At 68.3% G+C, this 19,238-nt stretch carries 18 protein-coding genes and 2 pseudogenes; 9 read left to right on the top strand and 11 right to left on the bottom strand.

Annotated features, from left to right (window positions below; all coding sequences use genetic code 11):
* Positions 1-397 precede the first annotated feature (397 nt).
* Entirely contained in the window at positions 398-2,248 is a 1,851-nt protein-coding gene (locus ACWIGU_RS24160; protein WP_454403776.1) for a glycoside hydrolase family 15 protein, read from the top strand.
* 168 nt (positions 2,249-2,416) lie between these two features.
* Here ACWIGU_RS24160 and ACWIGU_RS24155 read toward each other — a convergent pair.
* The 6 genes and pseudogenes from ACWIGU_RS24155 to ACWIGU_RS24130 form a co-directional block, all read right to left on the bottom strand.
* Positions 2,417-2,666: pseudogene (locus ACWIGU_RS24155) on the bottom strand (cytochrome d ubiquinol oxidase subunit II); the annotation flags it as partial.
* On the bottom strand, positions 2,663-3,421 hold the full coding sequence (locus ACWIGU_RS24150; protein WP_454403775.1) for a cytochrome ubiquinol oxidase subunit I: 759 nt from the start codon (positions 3,419-3,421) through the stop codon (positions 2,663-2,665). The pseudogene ACWIGU_RS24155 and the gene ACWIGU_RS24150, both read right to left, overlap by 4 nt.
* Positions 3,422-3,710: 289 nt before the next feature.
* Complete coding sequence (locus tag ACWIGU_RS24145) at positions 3,711-4,550, bottom strand: SDR family oxidoreductase (RefSeq protein WP_454403774.1); 840 nt, start codon at positions 4,548-4,550, stop codon at positions 3,711-3,713.
* 184 nt (positions 4,551-4,734) lie between these two features.
* Positions 4,735-6,315: a GMC oxidoreductase gene (locus ACWIGU_RS24140; RefSeq protein WP_454403773.1), complete on the bottom strand. Its 1,581-nt coding sequence runs from the start codon at positions 6,313-6,315 to the stop codon at positions 4,735-4,737.
* Positions 6,316-6,464: 149 nt separating this feature from the next.
* The gene (locus ACWIGU_RS24135) at positions 6,465-7,382 is read right to left on the bottom strand and encodes a cyclase family protein (RefSeq protein ID WP_454403772.1); all 918 of its coding nucleotides are present in this window, start codon (positions 7,380-7,382) and stop codon (positions 6,465-6,467) included.
* Between the two features lie 32 nt (positions 7,383-7,414).
* Positions 7,415-8,941, bottom strand: coding sequence for a gluconokinase, GntK/IdnK-type (locus tag ACWIGU_RS24130; RefSeq protein ID WP_454403771.1), 1,527 nt, complete (start codon positions 8,939-8,941; stop codon positions 7,415-7,417).
* A 404-nt stretch (positions 8,942-9,345) separates the two neighbouring features.
* Here ACWIGU_RS24130 and ACWIGU_RS24125 point away from each other — a divergent pair, with 404 nt between their 5' ends.
* A complete protein-coding gene (locus tag ACWIGU_RS24125; protein ID WP_454403770.1) occupies positions 9,346-9,849 on the top strand; it encodes a hypothetical protein in 504 nt (167 codons plus the stop codon).
* 39 nt (positions 9,850-9,888) lie between these two features.
* Here the strand turns inward: ACWIGU_RS24125 and ACWIGU_RS24120 are convergent, their stop codons facing one another.
* The gene (locus ACWIGU_RS24120; protein WP_454403769.1) at positions 9,889-10,575 is read right to left on the bottom strand and encodes a hypothetical protein; all 687 of its coding nucleotides are present in this window, start codon (positions 10,573-10,575) and stop codon (positions 9,889-9,891) included.
* A 709-nt stretch (positions 10,576-11,284) separates the two neighbouring features.
* On the opposite strand from ACWIGU_RS24120, the gene ACWIGU_RS24115 reads away from it, so the two are divergent.
* The 3 genes from ACWIGU_RS24115 (at position 11,285) to ACWIGU_RS24105 (ending at position 13,998) form a co-directional block, all read left to right on the top strand.
* A complete protein-coding gene (locus ACWIGU_RS24115; protein WP_454403768.1) occupies positions 11,285-12,118 on the top strand; it encodes a PIG-L family deacetylase in 834 nt (277 codons plus the stop codon).
* A 377-nt stretch (positions 12,119-12,495) separates the two neighbouring features.
* Entirely contained in the window at positions 12,496-13,434 is a 939-nt protein-coding gene (sigJ, locus tag ACWIGU_RS24110) for an RNA polymerase sigma factor SigJ (RefSeq protein ID WP_454403767.1), read from the top strand.
* A gap of 78 nt (positions 13,435-13,512) precedes the next feature.
* The gene (locus ACWIGU_RS24105) at positions 13,513-13,998 is read left to right on the top strand and encodes a VOC family protein (protein WP_454403766.1); all 486 of its coding nucleotides are present in this window, start codon (positions 13,513-13,515) and stop codon (positions 13,996-13,998) included.
* A 297-nt stretch (positions 13,999-14,295) separates the two neighbouring features.
* On the opposite strand, the gene ACWIGU_RS24100 is transcribed toward ACWIGU_RS24105, so the two are convergent.
* Complete coding sequence (locus tag ACWIGU_RS24100; protein WP_454403765.1) at positions 14,296-14,946, bottom strand: phosphatase PAP2 family protein; 651 nt, start codon at positions 14,944-14,946, stop codon at positions 14,296-14,298.
* 435 nt (positions 14,947-15,381) lie between these two features.
* On the opposite strand from ACWIGU_RS24100, the pseudogene ACWIGU_RS24095 reads away from it, so the two are divergent.
* Both ACWIGU_RS24095 and ACWIGU_RS24090 read left to right on the top strand, forming a co-directional pair.
* Positions 15,382-15,681 (top strand): annotated as a pseudogene (locus tag ACWIGU_RS24095) (MerR family DNA-binding protein); the annotation flags it as partial.
* Positions 15,682-15,835: 154 nt separating this feature from the next.
* A complete protein-coding gene (locus ACWIGU_RS24090) occupies positions 15,836-16,591 on the top strand; it encodes a dienelactone hydrolase family protein (RefSeq protein ID WP_454403764.1) in 756 nt (251 codons plus the stop codon).
* Positions 16,592-16,766: 175 nt separating this feature from the next.
* Here ACWIGU_RS24090 and ACWIGU_RS24085 read toward each other — a convergent pair whose 3' ends face one another.
* Positions 16,767-17,228, bottom strand: coding sequence for a pyridoxamine 5'-phosphate oxidase family protein (locus ACWIGU_RS24085; RefSeq protein WP_454403763.1), 462 nt, complete (start codon positions 17,226-17,228; stop codon positions 16,767-16,769).
* A gap of 177 nt (positions 17,229-17,405) precedes the next feature.
* On the opposite strand from ACWIGU_RS24085, the gene ACWIGU_RS24080 reads away from it, so the two are divergent.
* Positions 17,406-17,774 (top strand): VOC family protein, encoded by a 369-nt coding sequence (locus ACWIGU_RS24080; RefSeq protein ID WP_454403762.1) that lies wholly within the window; start codon positions 17,406-17,408, stop codon positions 17,772-17,774.
* Between the two features lie 268 nt (positions 17,775-18,042).
* Here ACWIGU_RS24080 and ACWIGU_RS24075 read toward each other — a convergent pair whose 3' ends face one another.
* The gene (locus tag ACWIGU_RS24075; protein ID WP_454403761.1) at positions 18,043-18,345 is read right to left on the bottom strand and encodes an STAS domain-containing protein; all 303 of its coding nucleotides are present in this window, start codon (positions 18,343-18,345) and stop codon (positions 18,043-18,045) included.
* A gap of 4 nt (positions 18,346-18,349) precedes the next feature.
* Positions 18,350-18,712, bottom strand: a complete 363-nt coding sequence (locus ACWIGU_RS24070) for a zinc ribbon domain-containing protein YjdM (protein WP_454403760.1) — start codon at positions 18,710-18,712, stop codon at positions 18,350-18,352.
* A gap of 154 nt (positions 18,713-18,866) precedes the next feature.
* On the opposite strand from ACWIGU_RS24070, the gene ACWIGU_RS24065 reads away from it, so the two are divergent.
* Positions 18,867-19,226 (top strand): ArsR/SmtB family transcription factor, encoded by a 360-nt coding sequence (locus ACWIGU_RS24065; protein WP_454403759.1) that lies wholly within the window; start codon positions 18,867-18,869, stop codon positions 19,224-19,226.
* The last annotated feature ends 12 nt before the right edge of the window (positions 19,227-19,238 follow it).

Genomic DNA, 19,238 nt, shown 5'->3' with positions numbered 1-19,238 from the left:
CGCACCACCCTCTGGCTCCGCGATACGGCGCTGGAGAACTGCCAGGTCGGTGCGGCGCCCATCCGCGGGCGACTCGTCGTGTGAAGGATCCGGCAGGCCTGAGTGGGGTTCCATACGGATCTCCTGCAGAACACTCCGCGGGCGGCCGCGAGCGGCGGAGCATCCGCCGCCCGTCCAGCAGACGCTCCTGTGGGGCCTCGCTACCTGGGCCCGGCGACGCCGTCACGGCCGCCGCGACGGCCACAAGCCGGAATCCGGAACGCCGTCACCACGTGCGGCTCCCTCGTCAGGACGGTTTGACGTCGGCCGCCTACGCTGATCGGGGCCGCCCAGTCCACTTCATCCGCGGCGTGACAGTGCCCTGAGTGTGGTCGGCCGGGCTGAAAGGGGTCTGCAAATGGACGACTATCCTCTGATCGAGGACCATGGCCTGATCGGTGACCTGCAGACCGCGGCCCTGGTGACAACCGATGCGACGATCGACTGGTTCTGTTGTCCGCGGTTCGATTCGCCCAGCGTCTTCGGCGCTCTGCTCGACCGGAGCAGGGGCGGCCACTTCACCGTGCGGCCGACCGCGGGGACGTACACCACCAAGCAGCTCTACCACCCGGACACCGCAGTTCTGGTGACGCGCTTCATGACCGAGGCCGGGGCGGGGGAGGTCGTCGACTTCATGCCGGTGACCGGAAAGACCGCGACCGACCGGCACCGTATCGTCCGCATGCTGCGCTGTGTCCGCGGCAGCATGACGTTCGAAGGAGAGATCGCTCCGCGCTTCGACTACGGCCGTAAGCCGCACGAGCTGCACCGCACGGAGCACGGTGCTCTGTTCACCTCGGAGGACCTGGACCTCGCCGTCCATCCCGTCCGTGAGCCGCAGGACGAACGGCTGTTGAACGTCCTCACGGCCGACAAGAACGACTTGCGCTTCTCCCTGACCCTGCGTGCGGGGCAGCAGCGCGGCCTGGTCCTGGAATCGTCGCCCGGGGGGCCTCCGCACGAGGTCCGCGTGGAGGAGTTCGAGCGACTCTTCGACGAGACGGTTCGTTTCTGGCGTTCCTGGCTGGGGCAGTCCACCTACTCAGGCCGCTGGCGGGAGGCGGTGGAACGTTCGGCTGTGACGCTCAAGCTCATGACGTACGCGCCGACCGGCGCCATGGTCGCCGCCCCCACTACGGGACTGCCCGAGCAACTGGGCGGAGAGCGCAACTGGGACTACCGGTTCACCTGGATCCGCGACGCCTCGTTCTCGGTGTACGCCCTGCTGGGCCTGGGATTCAGGGAAGAGGCGGCCGCGTTCATCAACTGGCTGCACGCCCGCGTGAAGCACGAAGCCGGCCAGGGGGACGGCACCGGGCCGCTGAACATCATGTACAGGGTCGACGGCTCCGCCGACCTGGTCGAGGAGACACTCGAGCACTGGGAGGGGTACCGCGGCTCCGCCCCGGTCCGCATCGGCAACGGGGCGGCGAGCCAGCTTCAGCTGGACATCTACGGCGAGGCGCTCGACAGCATCTACTTCGCGCATCAGCACGGCATGCATCTCGACAACGGGGGCTGGAAGGCCCTGCACACACTGCTCGACTGGCTGGTCGATCACTGGGACCAGCCCGGCGAAGGGTTGTGGGAGACCCGCGGCGGCCGGAAGGACTTCACCTACGGTCGTGTGATGTCCTGGGTGGCCTTCGACCGTGCCCTGCGGATCGCTTACGACGACGGCCGTCCCGCGGCCGGAGGACGCTGGGTCGACGCGCGGGACGAGATCTATGCGCAAGTGCTCGACCGTGGTTGGGACGCCGGGAAGCAGGCCTTCGTGCAGCACTACGGCGACGATGTGCTCGACTCGTCGCTGCTGCGCATGCCGACGGTCGGCTTCATCATGCCGGACGACCCGATGTGGAAGTCCACCTTGGACGCGATGGAAGGCGAGCTGGTCAGCGACAGCCTGGTCTACCGCTACAACCCGGAGGCGTCCCCCGACGGGCTGCGCGGCTCCGAGGGAACCTTCTCCCTGTGCACGTTCATGTACGTCGACGCGCTGGCACGGGCCGGACGTACGGACATGGCCAGGTTGGTGTTGGAGAAGATGCTCACGTACGCGAACCATCTGGGCCTGTACTCCGAGGAGATCGACCTGACGGGGCGGCAGTTGGGTAACTTCCCACAGGCCTTCACGCACCTGGCACTGATCGACGCGGCGATCACCCTGGACTCGATGCTGCAGGGCGCGCGGAGGGATCAGCCGTAGGCGGCAGCGCCACCCGTGTGTCTCAGTGCGGTGCGTGGGTGGGTGCGGGCCCGAGGAGTACGAGGACCAGCCCGACGGCCAGGCTGAGGAAGAACTGGCCCAACTGGTACCCCCGGCCGGCGTCGACCTGGTGCAACGTGGCCACCGCGTGGAAGGTCAAGGCACCGAGGGCGGAGAACACGGTCTGGAACAGGACGGGGAAGCCGGTCCACATGATGATGAGAACGAAGATCAGCCAGACGTTGTTCACCTCCCATACGGGGGCCATGGCGTGGTCGATGAGCCACCGGGGACGCCGACCGCGTTCCGTGCCTCCGGCCGTCAGGTCCCAGAAGCCGGCTCCGTAGTCCGTGCCGCCCGCGCACGCGTACGCGGTGACGGCCAGGAGCAGCACCACGGCGATGAGGTCGGCGGTCACGGGCCATCACCGCCGGATCGGCCGGCTCCGGGGCCGGCGGCGGGCGCGTCACCCGCGGGAACCGAAGCCCGCGGCCCGTAAGGGATGTCGGCCTCCGGCGTGTGGGTACCTGCCACGGCCTGCAGCTCATCGGCGAGCCGCCAGCGCGTGCGCATCTTCAACAAGACGGCGAGGAACGAGCCGAAGAGGAACACGTACACCACCATCACCGCACCGAGCATGATCCACAGGCTGGTGGAGCGAGTCGAGGTCACGGCCTCGGCGACCCGCATGTTCTGGTAGACGATCCAGGGCTGGCGCCCCACCTCGGTGGCGATCCAGCCGCACTCGACGGCCACGACGGACCCGGCACCGGCACAGGCCGCGGAGCGGTAGAACCACTTCGAGGCGGGCAGGCGGCGGTGCCGCAGCCAGACGAGCCCGTACCAGAGGGCGAGCAGTACCAGCACGGACCCGATGAGGACCATGATGTCGAAGGCCCAGTGGGCGATGGTCGCCTGCGTCGCCGTGGGGCGCTGGTCCGCCGGGACGGAGGTGAGCCCCACCACCTCGGTGTGCGGACTGAATCCGGCCAGTACCGAGTCGAGCAGCGGGATCTTGATGCCGCCCGAGACGGTGCCGTCCTCGTTCAGCCGCCCGAAGAGGTATTCCGGCACGCGGGTGTCGGTTTTCCGGACGATCTCCATCGCGGCGAACTTCACCGGCTGCTTGTGGAACACCGACCGGGCGATGGAATCGCCGAGGATGAACTGCACCGGTGCGGCGACAGCGGCGCTGGTGAACGGTACGGCGAAGCCGAGACGGTGGAGTGGTCCCGGCGGCCGCGCAGCCAGCCCGTGGCATAGACACCGGCCACGATGAAGCCCGCGGTGAGAATCGTCGCTACGACGCCACACCGAGGGGCACCAGGATGATGTGGGAGGCCAGAGTGAAGGCCATGAGTTCCCGGGCCGGCAGGAGTTGGGCCGGGGCATCAGCCAGCAGGTGGAGCGAGGTGGCCATTCGTGCCATCGCCGTTCGTGGATGTGAAGGCCCGGGAGAGGGTCATCCGCCGGTGGCGAAGCCCGGGAAGAGGGTCATGCCGCCGTCGACGTACAGGGTCGTTCCCACCACGTAGTCCATGAGGTCGGAGGCGAGGGCGACGACGGCGTGGGAGATGTCGTCGGGGTCCCCGATCCGGTCGTACGGGATGAGCCTCAGGAGGTCCTTCTGTGCCTCGGGCGTCTCCCAGGCGGCGCGGTTGATCGGCGTCTTGATCGCTCCCGGGGCGACTGCGTTGACGCGGATCTTCTCCGGCGCGAGTTCCTGGGCCAGGGTCTGCATCATCATCTGCACGCCGCCCTTGGAGGACGCGTAGTTCACGTGACCCGACCAGGGGATGATCTGGTGTACGGAACTCATGCAGACGATCTTTCCGGCGGAGCGGGAGACCTCGGGGACCACACCTCGACGCCGGAACTCCTTGGCGGCCTCCCGTGCACACAGGAACTGACCGGTGAGGTTGACGTCGAGGACCTTCTGCCACTGAGCGAGGGTCATCTCCGTGAACCGGGCGTCACGTTGCAGTCCCGCGTTGGCCACGAGAACGTCGATGGTGCCGAACTCCTTGACCATCCGGTCCATCATGGCGACGACCTGGTCCTCCCGGGACACGTCAGCCTCGTAGGCCGCCGAGCGCACCCCGAACGAGGCGATCTCCTCGGCCACCTCTTCGGCGGCCTCCCGACCCGCCACGTAGTTCACGACCACGTCGGCGCCGGCGCGACCCAAGCCGATGGCCGTGGCCTTGCCGATGCCCGAATTGGCGCCGGTGACCAGAGCCTTCTGGCCGTGCAGCAAACGGGCCGGGATCACACCTTGCGGCGCTCCCACGGGGGAATCCATGCCGTCCTGCCTCCTCGCTGCGCGGTTGCGCTGAGTCCGGCGCCAGCTGTGCCGGGCGGCATCACGCAATCACCCGGTGGGACGGTAGGCATCTCCTCGGAATCGCCTCTAGGCCGTTGGGTCCAGCATCTTCGTCCAGACGGACCAGCGGACCAGCGGCCGGTCGTCGTTCTCAACCCAGTTCTCAGCCCAGCCGGGCCAAGAGGTGGTCGCCGACCCGGAGAGCATTGGCGATGGCGGTCAGGGACGGGTTGACCGCGCCGATGCTCGGGAAGAAGCTCGTGTCGACGACGTACAGGTTGTCGAGATCGTGGGCCTTGCAGTTCACGTCCAGCGCGGAGTCGGCGGGATCGGTTCCGAAGCGTACGGTGCCCGCCTGGTGCGCCGTCGCTCCGATCGGCATGCCTTTGTGCAGGTAGATGCTGCGGGACAGCAGATGGTGCTCGTGCATGCCCAAGTGGCCGAGCATTCCCTGGAGTTTGTGCCTCAGGCGCTTCAGGCCTTCGATGTTGTTCTTCTCGTCGAGAGCGAGCCGGATACGGGCGTCACGGTCGAGGGTGACCCGGCTGTCCGCCAGTGGCAGGTCCTCACCGCAGAGCCAGAAGTCGACGGCATGATGTGCCAGTACCTCGAACGGCATGTCGGGTGCCACCGCACCGGCCCAGCGGGGGGCCTCGCCGTGGATCTGTTCGGCGTCCGACTTGCCCAGCATCTGGATGCCGCCCAGCGGGAAGTCCCAGTCGTCCGCGCCGAGGTACCAGTCGTGCAGGGCCAGGGTCTTCTGGAACTGGGTGTCGTTGGGTTCCTTCGACACCGCCATCAGGGCCAGGTTGTTGTGCCGCATGTAGAACCGGCCGACCACGTCGGAGCTGTTCGCGAGACCACGGGGGTGGTGCTCGTTCGCCGAAGCCAGCAGCAGCGCCGCGGAGTTGACCGCCCCGCAGGAGACGACCACCACGTCCGCCGTGAACCGGACCTCCGAGCCGTCGGGGAGCCGGCCGACGACTGCGGTGACACTGCGTCCACGGGCATCGGTCTCCAGGCGCACCACCTGCGTGTGCGTGACCATCTCGACTTCGGGGTGTTCCAGAGCCGGCGCGACACAGATCACCTCGGCGTCGGACTTGCCGCGCACCAGACACGGAAAGCCGTCGACCCGGTTGCACCGGATGCAGACACTGGAGTGGGTGGGCCGACCCCCGTTCTCCTGGCTCAGATTGACGCCGATCGGCAGGTGGAACGGGTGCAGGCCACGCTTCTCGAGGTCGTCGCTCAGCTGCTGGATGCGCGGCTCGTGCTCCACGGGCGGATGGGCGTACTGTGCGCTCACGGGCCCCTCACCGGGATCCTCACCGTGCCGTCCGTGGACGAGATACAGGTGCTCGGCCTGCGTGTAGTACGGCTCCAGATCCTCGTACCGGATCGGCCAGGCGGGAGAGACACCGCTGTGATGACGGAGCTCGCCGAAGTCCTCGGGCCGCAGCCGGAAGAGGGCTGCCCCGTAGAACTTGGTGTTTCCGCCGACGTAGTAGTTGACCTCGGGCGGGAACTCGGTGCCGTCCTTGTCGAGCCAGAACTCCGGGGCTCGGTACTTGCCCCTGACGAACACGGCGTTCGAGTCCCAGTTGTCCCGCTCACGCGGCAGGTAGCCGCCACGTTCGACGAGGAGGACGCGTTTGCCCGACGGCGCGAGACGATGCGCGAGGGTCCCCCCGCCGGCACCGGTGCCGATGATGATGACGTCGTAGTGAGGGGCGTCACCCACGGCGACCACCGTCCTTGGGATCACGGCCCCGACCTGGTGTCAGGTACCTGGCGCGCCCCGATGGGCGAGGGTCGAGCGGCCCCACCTCCTTCGAAAATATCCACCTTCCCCATGGACGGCGACCGGAGCGGCGTCCCCGGTGAGGGCCCTCACAGCACCGCGATCGGGTTCACAGGCGACCCTGTGGCTCCGGTCAGCCGCAGAGGGGCGACCACACACAGGAAACTCCAGCGGCCGGCCCGCGCGCAGGCCGGGAGGAGGTCCTCGAACCGCAGGTAGTCCATGAGGTGGATGCCCATGGCGTGGATGGCCAGGACATGAACCGGGAACGCGACGCCTTCCACCGCGCTGGGCGCGGTGTCGTTGTTGCCGTCTCCGCCCAGGGCCGTGACCTGTCGATCGGCCAGGAATTCCACGGCGGTCGGGTGAAGGCCCACCCGTGCCTCGGCCGCGTTCCACGGCCCGAGTTCGGTGCGCCGAAGCCGATGCCCCACTCTGACGAACAGCAGGTCGCCCGGTCCGACGCGGACCCCCTGCGTGGCTTCAGCAGCCGTCAGATCGCCCGAGGTCACATGGTCGCCCGGTTCCAGCCAAGGGACGCCGCGCAGCCGTGGAATGTCCAGCAGTACACCCCGGCCGACGATGCCGTTTTCGAGCAGGTCCACTGAGAGCCTACGGGCGCCCGCGGCCGTCACGCTGCTCGCGGGCACGCCGCCGTAGAGCTCTCCGTCGAAGATGACGTGACAGAGGGCATCGAGATGGCTGTCCGCGTCGCCGTGCACGTTCATGGCGAAGCGGTCCGTGGCGAAGTGCAGCGCGGCCGAGCCGATATCGCTCGGGCTCGGTCCGGTCATCCGGTGCACCGCCGGCTCGGGATCGTCGGGGCCCTGAACGGTTTCGATCGGAGCTGCCAGCGACACCGTGCGTCCTATGCGGACTTGCGCAGCAGCCGCTGTCACGCGCGCGGGAGTCAGATGGCGGAGGGCGCCACACCGGCCGTCCACCGTCGGCTGCGCCGCCTGGCCCCGTAGGCGCTCGTAGAGCTCCCGGAAATCGTGCGCTGTCATATCGCCGGCTGGGGTCGGCTCCGCGGACGGTGTCACGAGAACGCCCATGGGCTCAGGCCCCACTGGAGCACGTGGGTCGCTCCGGGCTGCAGGACGGTGAGGTCCGTGCCGCTGCGGAGGGCGTCCGGTGGACAGGACATCGCTTCCACGGCGACCCCCCGCCGCCGTTCGGGTTCGGCCAAAGTGTCGCCCGTGTAGACCTGCACGTAGCGGGTCCCCTCGCCGAGCCAGAGATCGACGCCTTGAAGTCCGGAAGGGTGCGCCAGCCGCACGATCGCCCGCCCGTCAGGGCCGCGGTCGAGTCCGGTGAAGGCGGTGTCCAGTCGCAGATCGTTGATGGGGCGCGCGGCGCGGAAGTCGTACGGGGTGCCGTCGACCGGCTCCCGGCCGATGGGCAGGCCTCTGTCGTCGGTACGCAGCAGGTACCGGGCGGGAACGGTCAGTACGGCGCTGTCGACGAGGTCGGTGCCGACCGTCAGATAGGGATGCTGCCCCACTCCGTAAGGTGCGGGCTCTGTACCGGTGTTGGTGGCGTGGACGGCGGTCCTGAGCCCGTCCGGGCCCAGCCGGTACTCGACACGGACATCGAGGAGGAACGGATATCCCGGCTGGGGGCAGAGCGTCGTGCCGAGCAACACCGAGTCATCGGTGCGGGCGAGCAGCTGCCACAGGGTCCAGCGAAGCAGTCCGTGGATCGCGTTGCCCTTCTCCACTTCGCTCAGGGGGAGTTGCAGGCTCCTGCCGTCGAAGCGGTAGCGTCCGCCGCCCACGCGGTTCGGCCAGGGGACGAGCAGTTGCCCCCGCCCGCCCGTGATGGCGGACCCCGTGGAGAACCCGTCAAGCACCGGTCGGCCGTTCACGAGGTATTCACGCAGGGCGCCGCCCAGCTGGACCACCACCGCGCTCTGGTCTCCCCGGACCAACCGCCACGACGCGCCCGTGGGGCTGGGGGACGAGGAAGGGCCGTCGGGCGCAACGGCGTGAAGGGCCCGCTCCGTGTCCGACTCGGGCGCCGGTGTCCCGGCAGCGGATTCGCGTGGCATCAGCGACAGCACCGCTGCGACGACCGCCTCCGGAGGCTGGTCGATCTCCACCACCAACGGGTGCTCGTCGGGCTCAGGTTCCTGGAGAACCGCGAGCTGGCTGTCCAACAGGCCCGCAGGGAAGAAGTGACCGTGCCGCGCGGCCAGCCGGGCCTCCAGCAGCTCGTGCGAGCCATGCAGATACACCAGAAGAACTTCGGGGCGCCCTGCCAGGAGCGTGTCCCGGTAGACCCGCTTGAGAGCTGAACAGGTCACGACGGCCTGCAGCCCGGCCGCGATCTCCCGGTCCATCCACTCACCGATCGCTTCGAGCCACGGCGCCCGGTCGCTGTCGGTGAGGGCATGACCCGCGGCCATCTTGGCGTGGTTGGCCTCGGAGTGGAACTCGTCCGCGTCCCGGTACTCCCAGCCCAGTCGCTCGGCGAGGAGACGCCCCACCGTCGACTTGCCTGACCCGGCGACGCCGACGACGAGCACCATCTGCGGCGGCTCCCCCGTCGCTGTTTCGAGTGCCATGAGTCCCGGTCCCGGACGTCAGTCCCTCGTCGTCCGGGGAGCAACGCAAATCCCCCGGACGACGAGTGCGTCGATGGTGATGATGACGGCGGCGAACACCGGCAAACCGCTGCCGTGTGTTTCCTCTCGCCGACCAGGTGCTCTCGTCTGGGTCGTCATGACAGCCTCTTCTGTCGTCTGCCCGCCGAGGTGTCTTCGTCCGGTGGGTCGGATACTTCCAATCTGACCCCCGTCGTCCCCCGACGCATGTCGGCGAGACGTAAAGGCGGGTCGCCAGGCCCACGTGTGCACGGTGCCATTCCGCCCTGAATCGCGCGGTTCACGGCTGACAAGCCTTTGCCATGGCGAGGACTTGCCATCATGAGGCCTTCACGCCGCCGTCACCGGGTCGACAGACCCATCGCATGCTCTCGCCCCGTCACTCATCAGCCTTCCGCCGCAGGCGCTGGCAGCTGGTCACGGGCGTCGATGCCATCCGTCATCGATTCCTCCAGGTGCAGCAGGCGGCCCGGACGCAGGTCCGCTCCTTCATCACCGCACCGTTCGTCGCCCTGCCTCCCGACGAGAACACGGCCGAGCCCATGGCGCTCAACCGTGGAGTGCTCTTCCGAGCCGTCCTGGACCGTGCCGTGCCGGCAGAGCCGGGCATCGTCCAGGACGCGATCGATTCCGTGCGCAACGGGGTGCAGTTGCGCGTCGCGGACCACCTGCCGATGAAACTCGTGCTGGCCGACGCCGAACTCGGCCTGGTCCCGCTCGCGGTCACACCGGCGGGAGAGCCCGGCGCCGTGCTGCTGCGCCGCAGTGGCCTTCTGGACGCCCTGGACGCGCTGTTCGAGACCGTATGGCGCACGGCCCATCCGCTCGAGTTGTCGGGCACGGGAGGCGGCTGGACGGACCCGCTGTGAACGTGGCCGGAGTGACGGCGCGGCCGTCCCGGCACCTCTTCAGGCGAGGACGTTGACGGCCCGGGCGACCACGAGCCCGAGAATGAGCAGGGACACAAGGGACTGAATGCCCATGGCGATCTTGGCCCAGGGCGCCAGGGGCATCACGTCGGTGGGGCTGAAGGCGGTGGCGTTGGTGAGCCCGAGGTAGAGGTAGTCGATGAAGCGGGGCCGCCAGTCTTCGCTCGCCAAACCGGGGGAGAGCTGCTGGGGAAAGGCGAGCGCGGGCGTGGGGGGCATGTGGTGACCACGGGCCGCGGGCCCGCCGCTGTCGAGTTCGAAGTACAGCAGGGCGAAGGCCAGAACGGTGCAGGCCCACACCGTGCCGCCGGTCTGCAGCAGGCTGGTGGCGGAGCTGGTCTCCTTGCCGTTCCGGATGATGTCGTCGACCAGCTGGAAGGTCGACCAGACGGCGCTGAGCGCGAGAACCCCCACCAGGGCGATCGACGCGGTACGCAGGACGGCCGAGCGCCGGCTGATGAGGCCCGGGTCTCCGGCGATGAGCGTGAGCAGCAGCAGTCCCTCGATGGCCGGGAGCACCCAGCGAGGCGCCAGACGGAGGTCGTCGGGGAGCAGGATGGTCAGCACCATGGCGGCCATGACGGCCGCGGCCATCGGCCACCGGGCCTCACCGACGGGCTCGTGCGGACGCGGACTCTCGGTTGGCTTGGGGACGCGTCCGGTCACGGTGGCGGGCCTTTACGGTCGAGTACGGAGTGGGTGTCGCCGTCCTGCTCTCGGAAGATATAGCGGGCCGGTGCGCGGGCGGCGGACCTCACGCCTGTGTGCCGTGACCCACGACGCGACATCACCGACCCCGCCTGGCGCACCCAGGTGTGCCGGTCTGTGCCAGTGGCCGCGTTTCCTGGCGGGGGAGTGGCTGGGGCGGTCAGGGCGATCGGCTCCCACGCCGAGTCGCTGAAGCAGCCCCGAGACAGCGTCTGTCAGTCGGCCCGTTTCGATTGCGAAGTCCCGGGCGAACGCGAGGCCTTGGCGCAGGCAGCCCACAAGCAGGTGCCGGCCCCCGTCCGTGCCGGTGCCACTGCGCTTCGAGCGCGGCAAGAGCTCGCCCGGCGGCCTGCTGCCAGTCGCCCGGGCTCCGGCGGCCGTCATCGGTGTGATCGTGGCGGTGCGTAGTGTGGCGCGGATCAAGGCGTGCAGCCGGTGCGGCCAGATGTTGAAGGGGAGTGGCGTACGAAGGGTCGCTGGAAGGCCAGGCGTCGCGCCGGGAACATCCGGTCCTCCCGGCACGGTTGCATCGACCGAGGGACCGGCGCCGCACGGGCGGGGAACGCGGAGGCCAGAAGGTCGTCCGCCCCACCAGGATCCGGGCCCCCGATCGCGGTACGCCGCCGCGCACTCGGACCGAGACGTATTTCTGCAGGAGGACTGTTTCATGACCGACCGGCCTTTGACGCTGATGGCAGTGCACGCCCACCCCGACGATGAGGCCACCGGAACCGGAGGGGTCCTCGCGCGGTACGCGGCGGAGGGCATGCGCACGGTTCTCGTGACGTGTACCGACGGCGGTTGCGGTGACGGGCCGGGGGGTGTCAAGCCGGGCGGTCCCGGGCACGATCCGGCAGCCGTCGCCTTGATGCGCCGTCAAGAACTCGAGGCGAGCTGTGAGGTGCTGAAGGTCAGCGATCTGGAGATGCTGGACTATGCCGACTCCGGGATGATGGGCTGGCCGAGCAACGACGCCCCCGGATCCTTCTGGCAGACCCCGGTGGAGGAAGGCGCCGCCCGACTCGCGGAACTCATGCGGCACTACCGGCCCGATGTCGTTGTCACTTACGACGAGAACGGCTTCTACGGCCACCCCGACCACATCCAGGCCCACCGCATCACGATGGCGGCGCTGGAGATGACCGCGCTGACACCGAAGGTGTACTGGACGACGATGCCCCGCTCGGGGATGCAGCGGTTCGGGGAGATCATGCGCGAGTTTCATCCGGACATGCCGGAGCCGGATCCTGCCGAGGCCGCCGCGATGGCCGAGATCGGCCTCCCCGACGATGAGATCACCACGTGGGTGGACACCACCGCGTTCAGCGGTCAGAAGTTCGACGCGCTGGCCGCACACGCCAGTCAGGGCGAGAACATCTTCTTCCTCAAGATGGGCAAGGAGAGGTTCGGCGAGTTGATGGGCATGGAGACCTTCGTACGTGTCAAGGACGCCACCGGCGCGGACGTACCCGAGAACGACCTCTTCGCCGGACTGCGCTGATCCGCAACAGGCCCCCCGGCCCTTGACAACGGGCAGGGCCGGTGAAGGAGCCCGTCCACTCCCGGACGGCGTGGACGTCCACGAGCTGTCCAGCACGGACCGTGCCGGGCCCGCGCCGCCGGGATGAACTGCCAGGTATCCGGCGGTGGTCGACGAGCGCTCGACGTCTCGGGTACGTCCGCTCGGCGATCTCGACGTCCCTCTCGTAAGCGGGTCGTTGCCGGTGCCTGACTTTCGTTGTCGGGCTGCTTGTCCGACGAACCGCGCGGCCGAAGGGACAGGCCGGTGCAGGATGGGCTCACATTTCGACCAGCTGGTTCGTCGAACGGGAGAAGGACAACGGAGAAGGACAACTGCGACCAGGAGAAGCGGGCACCATGGACATTCGCTCCGAACAAGCCGAACCAGGTCGCGACGCCGCCGCCGCGCGGCGGTACACGATCGTGAACGAGCAGGGGCCGCTGATCAATCTCGCCTACCGCCTCCTGGGTTCTCTCGCCGACGCGGAGGACGCGGTCCAGGAGGGCTACGCCCGGTGGTATGCCCTCGCACCAGAGCAGCAAGACGCCATCGGTTCGCCGGGTGCGTGGCTGAGCACCGTCGTGAGCCGCGTGTGCCTCGACGTGCTGGGCTCGGCTCGGGTCAGGCGCGAGCACTATGTCGGCGAGTGGCTCCCCGAACCGGTGCCCGACGCGAGGGAGTGGTCTGGCAGGCGGCCCGGCGCCGAGATCGACCCGGCGGACCGGATCACGCTCGATGAGTCCGTCGACATGGCCTTCCTCGTCGTGCTCGACTCGATGACCCCCGCCGAGCGGGTGGCGTTCCTCCTCCACGATGTGTTCCGCTACCCGTTCACCGAGGTCGCGGAGATCGTCGGACGCACGCCGGCGGCCTGCCGCCAGCTCGCGTCGTCGGCGCGCCGCCGCATCGGCGACGCACGGCCGATCGAGACGTCGGGCACCCGCGCGCGGGTCGTCCGCGATTTCAAGCGGGCCTGGGAAGCCCAGGACATCCGGGGCCTCATCGAACTTCTCGATCCGTCGGCGACCGCGACAGCCGACGGTGGCGGGCGGGTCGCTGCGTCACTCACCCCGATCGAAGGCGGCGCCGAGATCGCCCGGTTCCTCATCGATCTCGCGCGACAGGCGGGCACCTTGAATCTGCTGGAGCGAACCGTCAACGGCCAGGCAGGACTGGTTGCCACCGACCAGGGAAAGACGGTCGCGGTGTACGCATTCGAGATCACCGGCGATCACATTCAGCGGCTCTGGGTCGTGCGCAACCCCGTGAAGCTCCGTGTCTGGATGCAGCGCTGAATGTCCTCACCGGCACTGCTTTGGGGCGCCCGGCGTCGCCCCTGACATTCCCGGCCGCTGTGTCGTCGTACTCGTGAGATGCCTGAGCCCGACCTGGAGGAAAATGTGGACGCATCAACCAAGGCCGTCCCCTACTTCGCGTTGCACCTCATCGTCGACGACGTCGATCGCAGCATCACCTGGTACGAGGAGGCACTGGGCGCCACGGTGACCCGCATCCTGCGACTGCCGGATAAGTCCATCGCCACTGCTGACCTGGACGTTCACGGTCTGCCCGTCGCCATGGCTGCACCCGTACCTGGCACCGCGCCGGCCAGCCCCTCCTCGAGCGGTACCTCAGTGGCCGCCTACCGGCTCAGGGTCCAGGACGCCGATGCGGCGATGAGGCAGGCCCTCGCTGCCGGCGCCGCCGTGAGCGCTGAGGTCCACGACGCGTTCTGGGGTGTGCGTACGGGAGAGGTGCTGGACCCTTCCGGCCACCGCTGGGCATTCGACCAGCATGTCCATGATGTGCCGGTGGAGGAAATCGAAAGCCGCCTGGCTGAGCTCCTCTCGGGCCAATGACGGAACAGGTCACGTTCGGCGGACCTGCATGCGGGTGCAGGCCGGCTCCGTGCCCCTGTAGTAGCTGGTGGTGCGCGTACTCGGCCCGCCCGAGTTGGCCGTCGCGCAGCGAGGTGTGGCGCAGGCGCACATGCTCGAGCCCCAGCGCGGTATAGAGGGTGGTGAGGGCGGGGGAGCCGGCGCTTGGTCCGGGCAGGGCGCGGCCACGGGCGGAGCCGGTGCGGTCGGCGTAGCGCACCGGTGGCGTCAGTGCCCGGCACACCTGACCCGCTTGGCATGACGAGACATGTCGCGCTGTCAGCGGCGCTCCTGCCGACCCACGTCGACCATCCGGTCGGCGGTCCGGTCGACCAGCCACGCGGTCGCCGGTGTCACCGCCAGCGCGGTGCACCAGCCGCCGAGGGCGTCGGTCGGATAGTGCGCGCCCAGGGCGACCTGCGCCCAGCCCATGGCGGCACCGGCAACCAGCGCCGCGGAGAGCAGGAGTATCGTGCCGGCCGCCCTGCCGACGCCGAACCGGCCGGTCGCCAGCAGCGCCATCACGAGGGCGAACGCGGTGGCGAAGGCGGTGTGCCCGCTCGGGTAGGACAGGTTGCCGTCACCGTGGATGGTGCGCCCCACCAGGGGCTTGAGCCACCTCGTCGTTCCCACGGTGGTGCTGACCGCGGCAACGACGAACACCGCGGCGCGACGACGCCGAAGCAGCAGGCAGACCATCACGGCGGCGACCACCAGCGCGGCTGCTCCCGCGGGTGCCCCCAGGAAGTCCATGGCCAGAGCGACGCGCCGCCACGGCGGCCGCACACTGTCCGCCGTCGGTTGGATGATCCTCATGTCCACCCTGCCAGGCTCACTGTGGCCGGCGTACAAGACCCCGAGCACGACGACGACCAGCGCGGCAAGAGCCGCGATCAGCCCGAGCCACGCGCGCAGCGACGGGGGCAGCACGGCGGGCTCCGGCCGACCGGTTACTTCCAGGTCCGCTCCTGCCAGGCGATCCAACGCGAGCCTCCCGTCGTGTAGCTTCCCTGAGATCAGATCAGATCTACCATCTTGACGTACGAAGATGTACGAGCCGTGCCAGAACAACTCCGCATGGAAATAACGGAGTTAAAGGGTAGGGGCGCCTGGCGGGTAGGACGGGCGACAGCGGGGGTCCCTGCGCTCAGAGCTGGCCATGGGCTAGCGCTCGGCACCACCTGTGCGCCCTGTGTACTCCGATTCGCCGCTGTCGATGCAGCGGAAAGGGTCGAGATGGCGACCGGGTGGATGAATCCAGTGCACTGACCGGGAAGGTTCACCGGTTGGCGTGCACACCGGAGCCTCCCTCCGTGGACGAGGGAGAGGTTCGGGTCGTCGTGCGCAAGTTCGACGGCAGTCTGCCCCAGCGGCCAGCGCCACTACCCCGAGAGCGCGGTCGACCGGGTCCAGCTGATCCAGCAGCTGTACGCCGCCGGGCTGTCCGGCAAGACAATCGTCGAGCTCATGCCGTGCATCATCGACGGCCGCGCAACTCCCACCCTGCTCAAGCGATTGGCGGCCGCGCGTGAGCATGTCGACCAGCGCATCACCGATCTCGTACACGCCCGTGACCGGCTCGACTCGGTCATCACCGCCGCCACCAGCAACATGCTCACCGGCGCTTCCTGCCGGCAGGAAGCAACCGCCTCGGTCCAAGACTGACGGACGCTGTTGATGACGGTTGGGTCTATCGATCCAGGAGACCAGCATGATGACCGCTGTCGGCCTCTCATGTTCGTTCTCACTGCCGGACAGGCAGGTGATGCACGCGCCTCCACCGATGTCATGGCCTGCCTGCGCGTTCCAAGCTCCCCCCGTGAACGGGATCATCCAGGAAGGCTCTGACGCCGTGATCACACCAGACACCACAAGATCGTTTCATGCCTGGTCAGCGGCCCCGGGGGCGAACTCCCCGGTTCGCGATCTTGGCTACTCTCCCTTCATGACAGACCAACCACTGGGCATCCCTCCGCACGACACGGCCGTAGTGATCGCCCATGAGATCTACGGTGTCAACGACCACATCACCGGCGTTGCCAAGGCCCTTGAGCCGTACCAGTGTGATGTCTTCACGCCGAGTTTCCTGCCGTCAGGCGCCGTGTATCCCCGGGAGGAGGAGTCCAGGGCATACAGCGAGTTCATGCGGGCTCCTGGTGTGACGAGGATGAGCGAGGCGCTCACAGAGTTCACCGAGGGGCTGCGCGAGCGCTATCGGAGAGTGCTCTGCATCGGCTTCAGCGTCGGAGCCACCAGCGCCTGGCTCACTTCCGGAACAGGTGCGGTGGACAAGGCCGTGTGCATCTACGGATCTCGGATCCGTGACCACCTGGATGTCCAGCCGGCAGCCCCGTGCCTCGTCGTCTTCGCCGAGCAGGAGCCGAGCTACTCGGTGCCGGCAGTGGCCGAACGTCTGGCGGCCCACGCGGATGTGGCGACAGAGATCTATCCGTGCAGCCATGGCTTCTGCGACCCTGGCAGTCCCAACTACTCCGCCGGGCACAGCCATCAGGCGTGGAACTCGACCACCCGTTTCCTGGGGCTGTCCCAGCGGAATGGGGAGCTGTCCGGCTGAGACAGACGAGCCGTGCGACCTGATGAGGATCTCCGAAATTCACCAGGACCGCTCATTGTCCCCAGTTGATTGCGCCATGAACGAACGCAGCATGGTCGCAGCCAGTTGCCCGGCTCGGGGCACGGACCCCGAGCGGGAGGTCCGCTACAGGCAGGGCGTCCGGCCACGGCAGCGACTACTCCAGCCAAGCACCGTCACGCATGATGACCCTGCCGCTCAACTCCGGCTCTCCGCGCCAAGCGCGTACCACCTTCGGCGCTATGCGTAGATACACAAAGGGGCCGTCCTCCATGCGCGGGTCCCAGCCGAACTTGCCGGCGAATGCGTCCGCTGCGCCCGTCGGCACGTCCTGATCCGTGAAGCACTGCGCCTCCCCGTGGAGCAGTACGACATCGAAGGTGTCCGGTAGTGACAGGCGCACCCGAGGGTCCGTGCGTACGTTCCGCACCGTCGCGGACGTCGCGCTCGTGCACACCCATACCGCTTTCCCGTCCCATGCGAACCACAAGGGAACCTGATGGGGGCCGTGATCGGGATGAGCTGTCGCCACCCAGGCATCCCGCTCCGTGGCAAGGCGGTCGAAAGTCTCGCGCCTACGTTCGGCCATCGAGCGGTGAACGACTCTTCTGTTCTGCATAGCCGCCGACGCTAGTCAGCAAGATCGGAAAGCACATGGGGCTGTGGCCCTACATCCCTTGGCCGATATCCACGTCCGTCTCGGATGGGAACGAAGGTGGGCGGGGTGGCCTTGCCGATGAGTTCACCGTCCTCGAACGGTCTACCCAGCGACACGACCGTTCTCGACAGGAGTGCCATGTCCACCATCCAGCCAGTGATCGTGACTGCCGACCAGGACGTTCTGCTCGGCTTCTATACGAAATTGTTCGGCGCTGAGGAGATCTTCCGGGTACCGGCGGAAGGCCCGGCCTTCTACCGCGGCTTGCGCATCGGTGACACCGACCTCGGGCTGGTGGCCAAGGAGAACCCGGGGACTGGGGCGGCGTCGCGGATCCTGCTCAGCATCGGTGTCGACGACGTCGACGAGACGCTCGGCCGGGTGGCGGCACTGGGCGGCTCGGTCCGCGGTGGCCCCAACGACATGCCGTGGGGACAGCGCGTCGCCCACATCCAGGACCCCGACGGCAACCCGGTGAACCTCACTCAGCCGATCCCTGCCCGGTGAGGCTGTTCCGGGGCGTGTGCTGATCGTGGGCGACCTGCGGTAGAGATCAATTGTCGGTAGTGGCCTCGATGTTCGTCGGGACGAGCAGCGCGAAACAGGTGGGTGGCGCGGGGCAGGGTCAGTACGGAGCTTGGTGAGGTTCGGCCAGACACCTCACGTTGCCAACGCGTCGAGCGGCGATGGCGAGTCGCCAACGGCCGACCGCCGGCACAGCAGGTACCCGGAATGCGGTGCGCTTGTCGATCCGCCGGGTGATGGCCCAGGCGGGTCACTCGTCGTGGCCGGCATCGTCCTGCAGCGCCGGACTCAGGCCGGCCTGTCCGAGGATGGCTCGTGCTCTCGGGTGGGCGTGGGTGACGACGAGTCTGGTGTCGACCGAGCGGGCCACGACGGCCGCCGCGTGCAGGGCGCTGCAGCCGTCCGCGTTGAGGTAGGTCACCTGCGAGAGGTCGACCTCCAGGACGTCCGGGCCCTTGGCGAGCGCGCCGAGCAGACGCAGCCGAACGGCTTTGACCGTGACGGCGACGAGCTCTCCGTGGGGCCGGACCACCAGCCGCACTTCGGGTGTCACCGGGTCAGGCCTTCTTGACCACGCTGGACTTGAGCTGCATGGGGCCGAAGCCGTCGATTCTGCAGTCGATGTCGTGGCCGTCGACGCCGTCCTCGATGAGGCGGATGTTGCGGACCTTTGTGCCTGCCTTGATGCCGTTCGGGCTGCCCTTGACCTTGAGGGTCTTGACGACGGTCACGGTGTCGCCGTCGGCGAGGGTGTTGCCGACCGCGTCCTTGATGACACGGGCACCCGCTTCGGCGTGGGCTGCCGTGTCGTCGGACGCCGCGGACCACTCGTGGCCGCACTCGGGGCAGACGAGGAGCGCGCCCATCTCGTAGGTGTAGGCGCTGGAGCACTGGGGGCAGGGGGGAAGCATTTCGGTCACCGGCCGAGTGTACGGAGTGACTAGCGGAATTGCGAAATTTAGCAATTCATTAGAAGGTACGAGGTCGTGTCCGTGGTTGCCGCAGGGGGCCTCGGGCACGGCCGCCTGTCGTGTGCGCGCCTCGCAGAGGGGCGAAGGTCGGGGAGAGGGTTTCGTGTCTGTTCCGCTGTACCAGGCCAAGGCCGAGTTCTTCCGGATGCTCGGTCATCCCGTACGGATACGCGCTCTGGAACTGCTCCAGGACGGCCCGATGCCGGTGCGCGACCTGCTCGCGGCGATCGAGGTGGAGCCCTCCACGCTGTCTCAGCAGCTTGCCGTTCTGCGCCGCTCGGGCATCGTGACGTCCCAGCGCGACGGCTCCACGGTCGTCTACGCGCTCGCCGGCGGCGACGTCGCCGACCTGATGCGGGCCGCGCGCCGCATCCTCACCGAGATGCTCTCCGGGCGGAACGAACTCCTCGCTGAACTGCGCGACGCTGACCAGGATCAGGCTGTGGAGGTCGCAGCCCGGTGAGATCGGTCATCG

The sequence above is a fragment of the Streptomyces sp. NPDC055400 genome, assembly GCF_053644375.1.
This window is presented reverse-complemented; position numbering and strand designations above follow the sequence as displayed.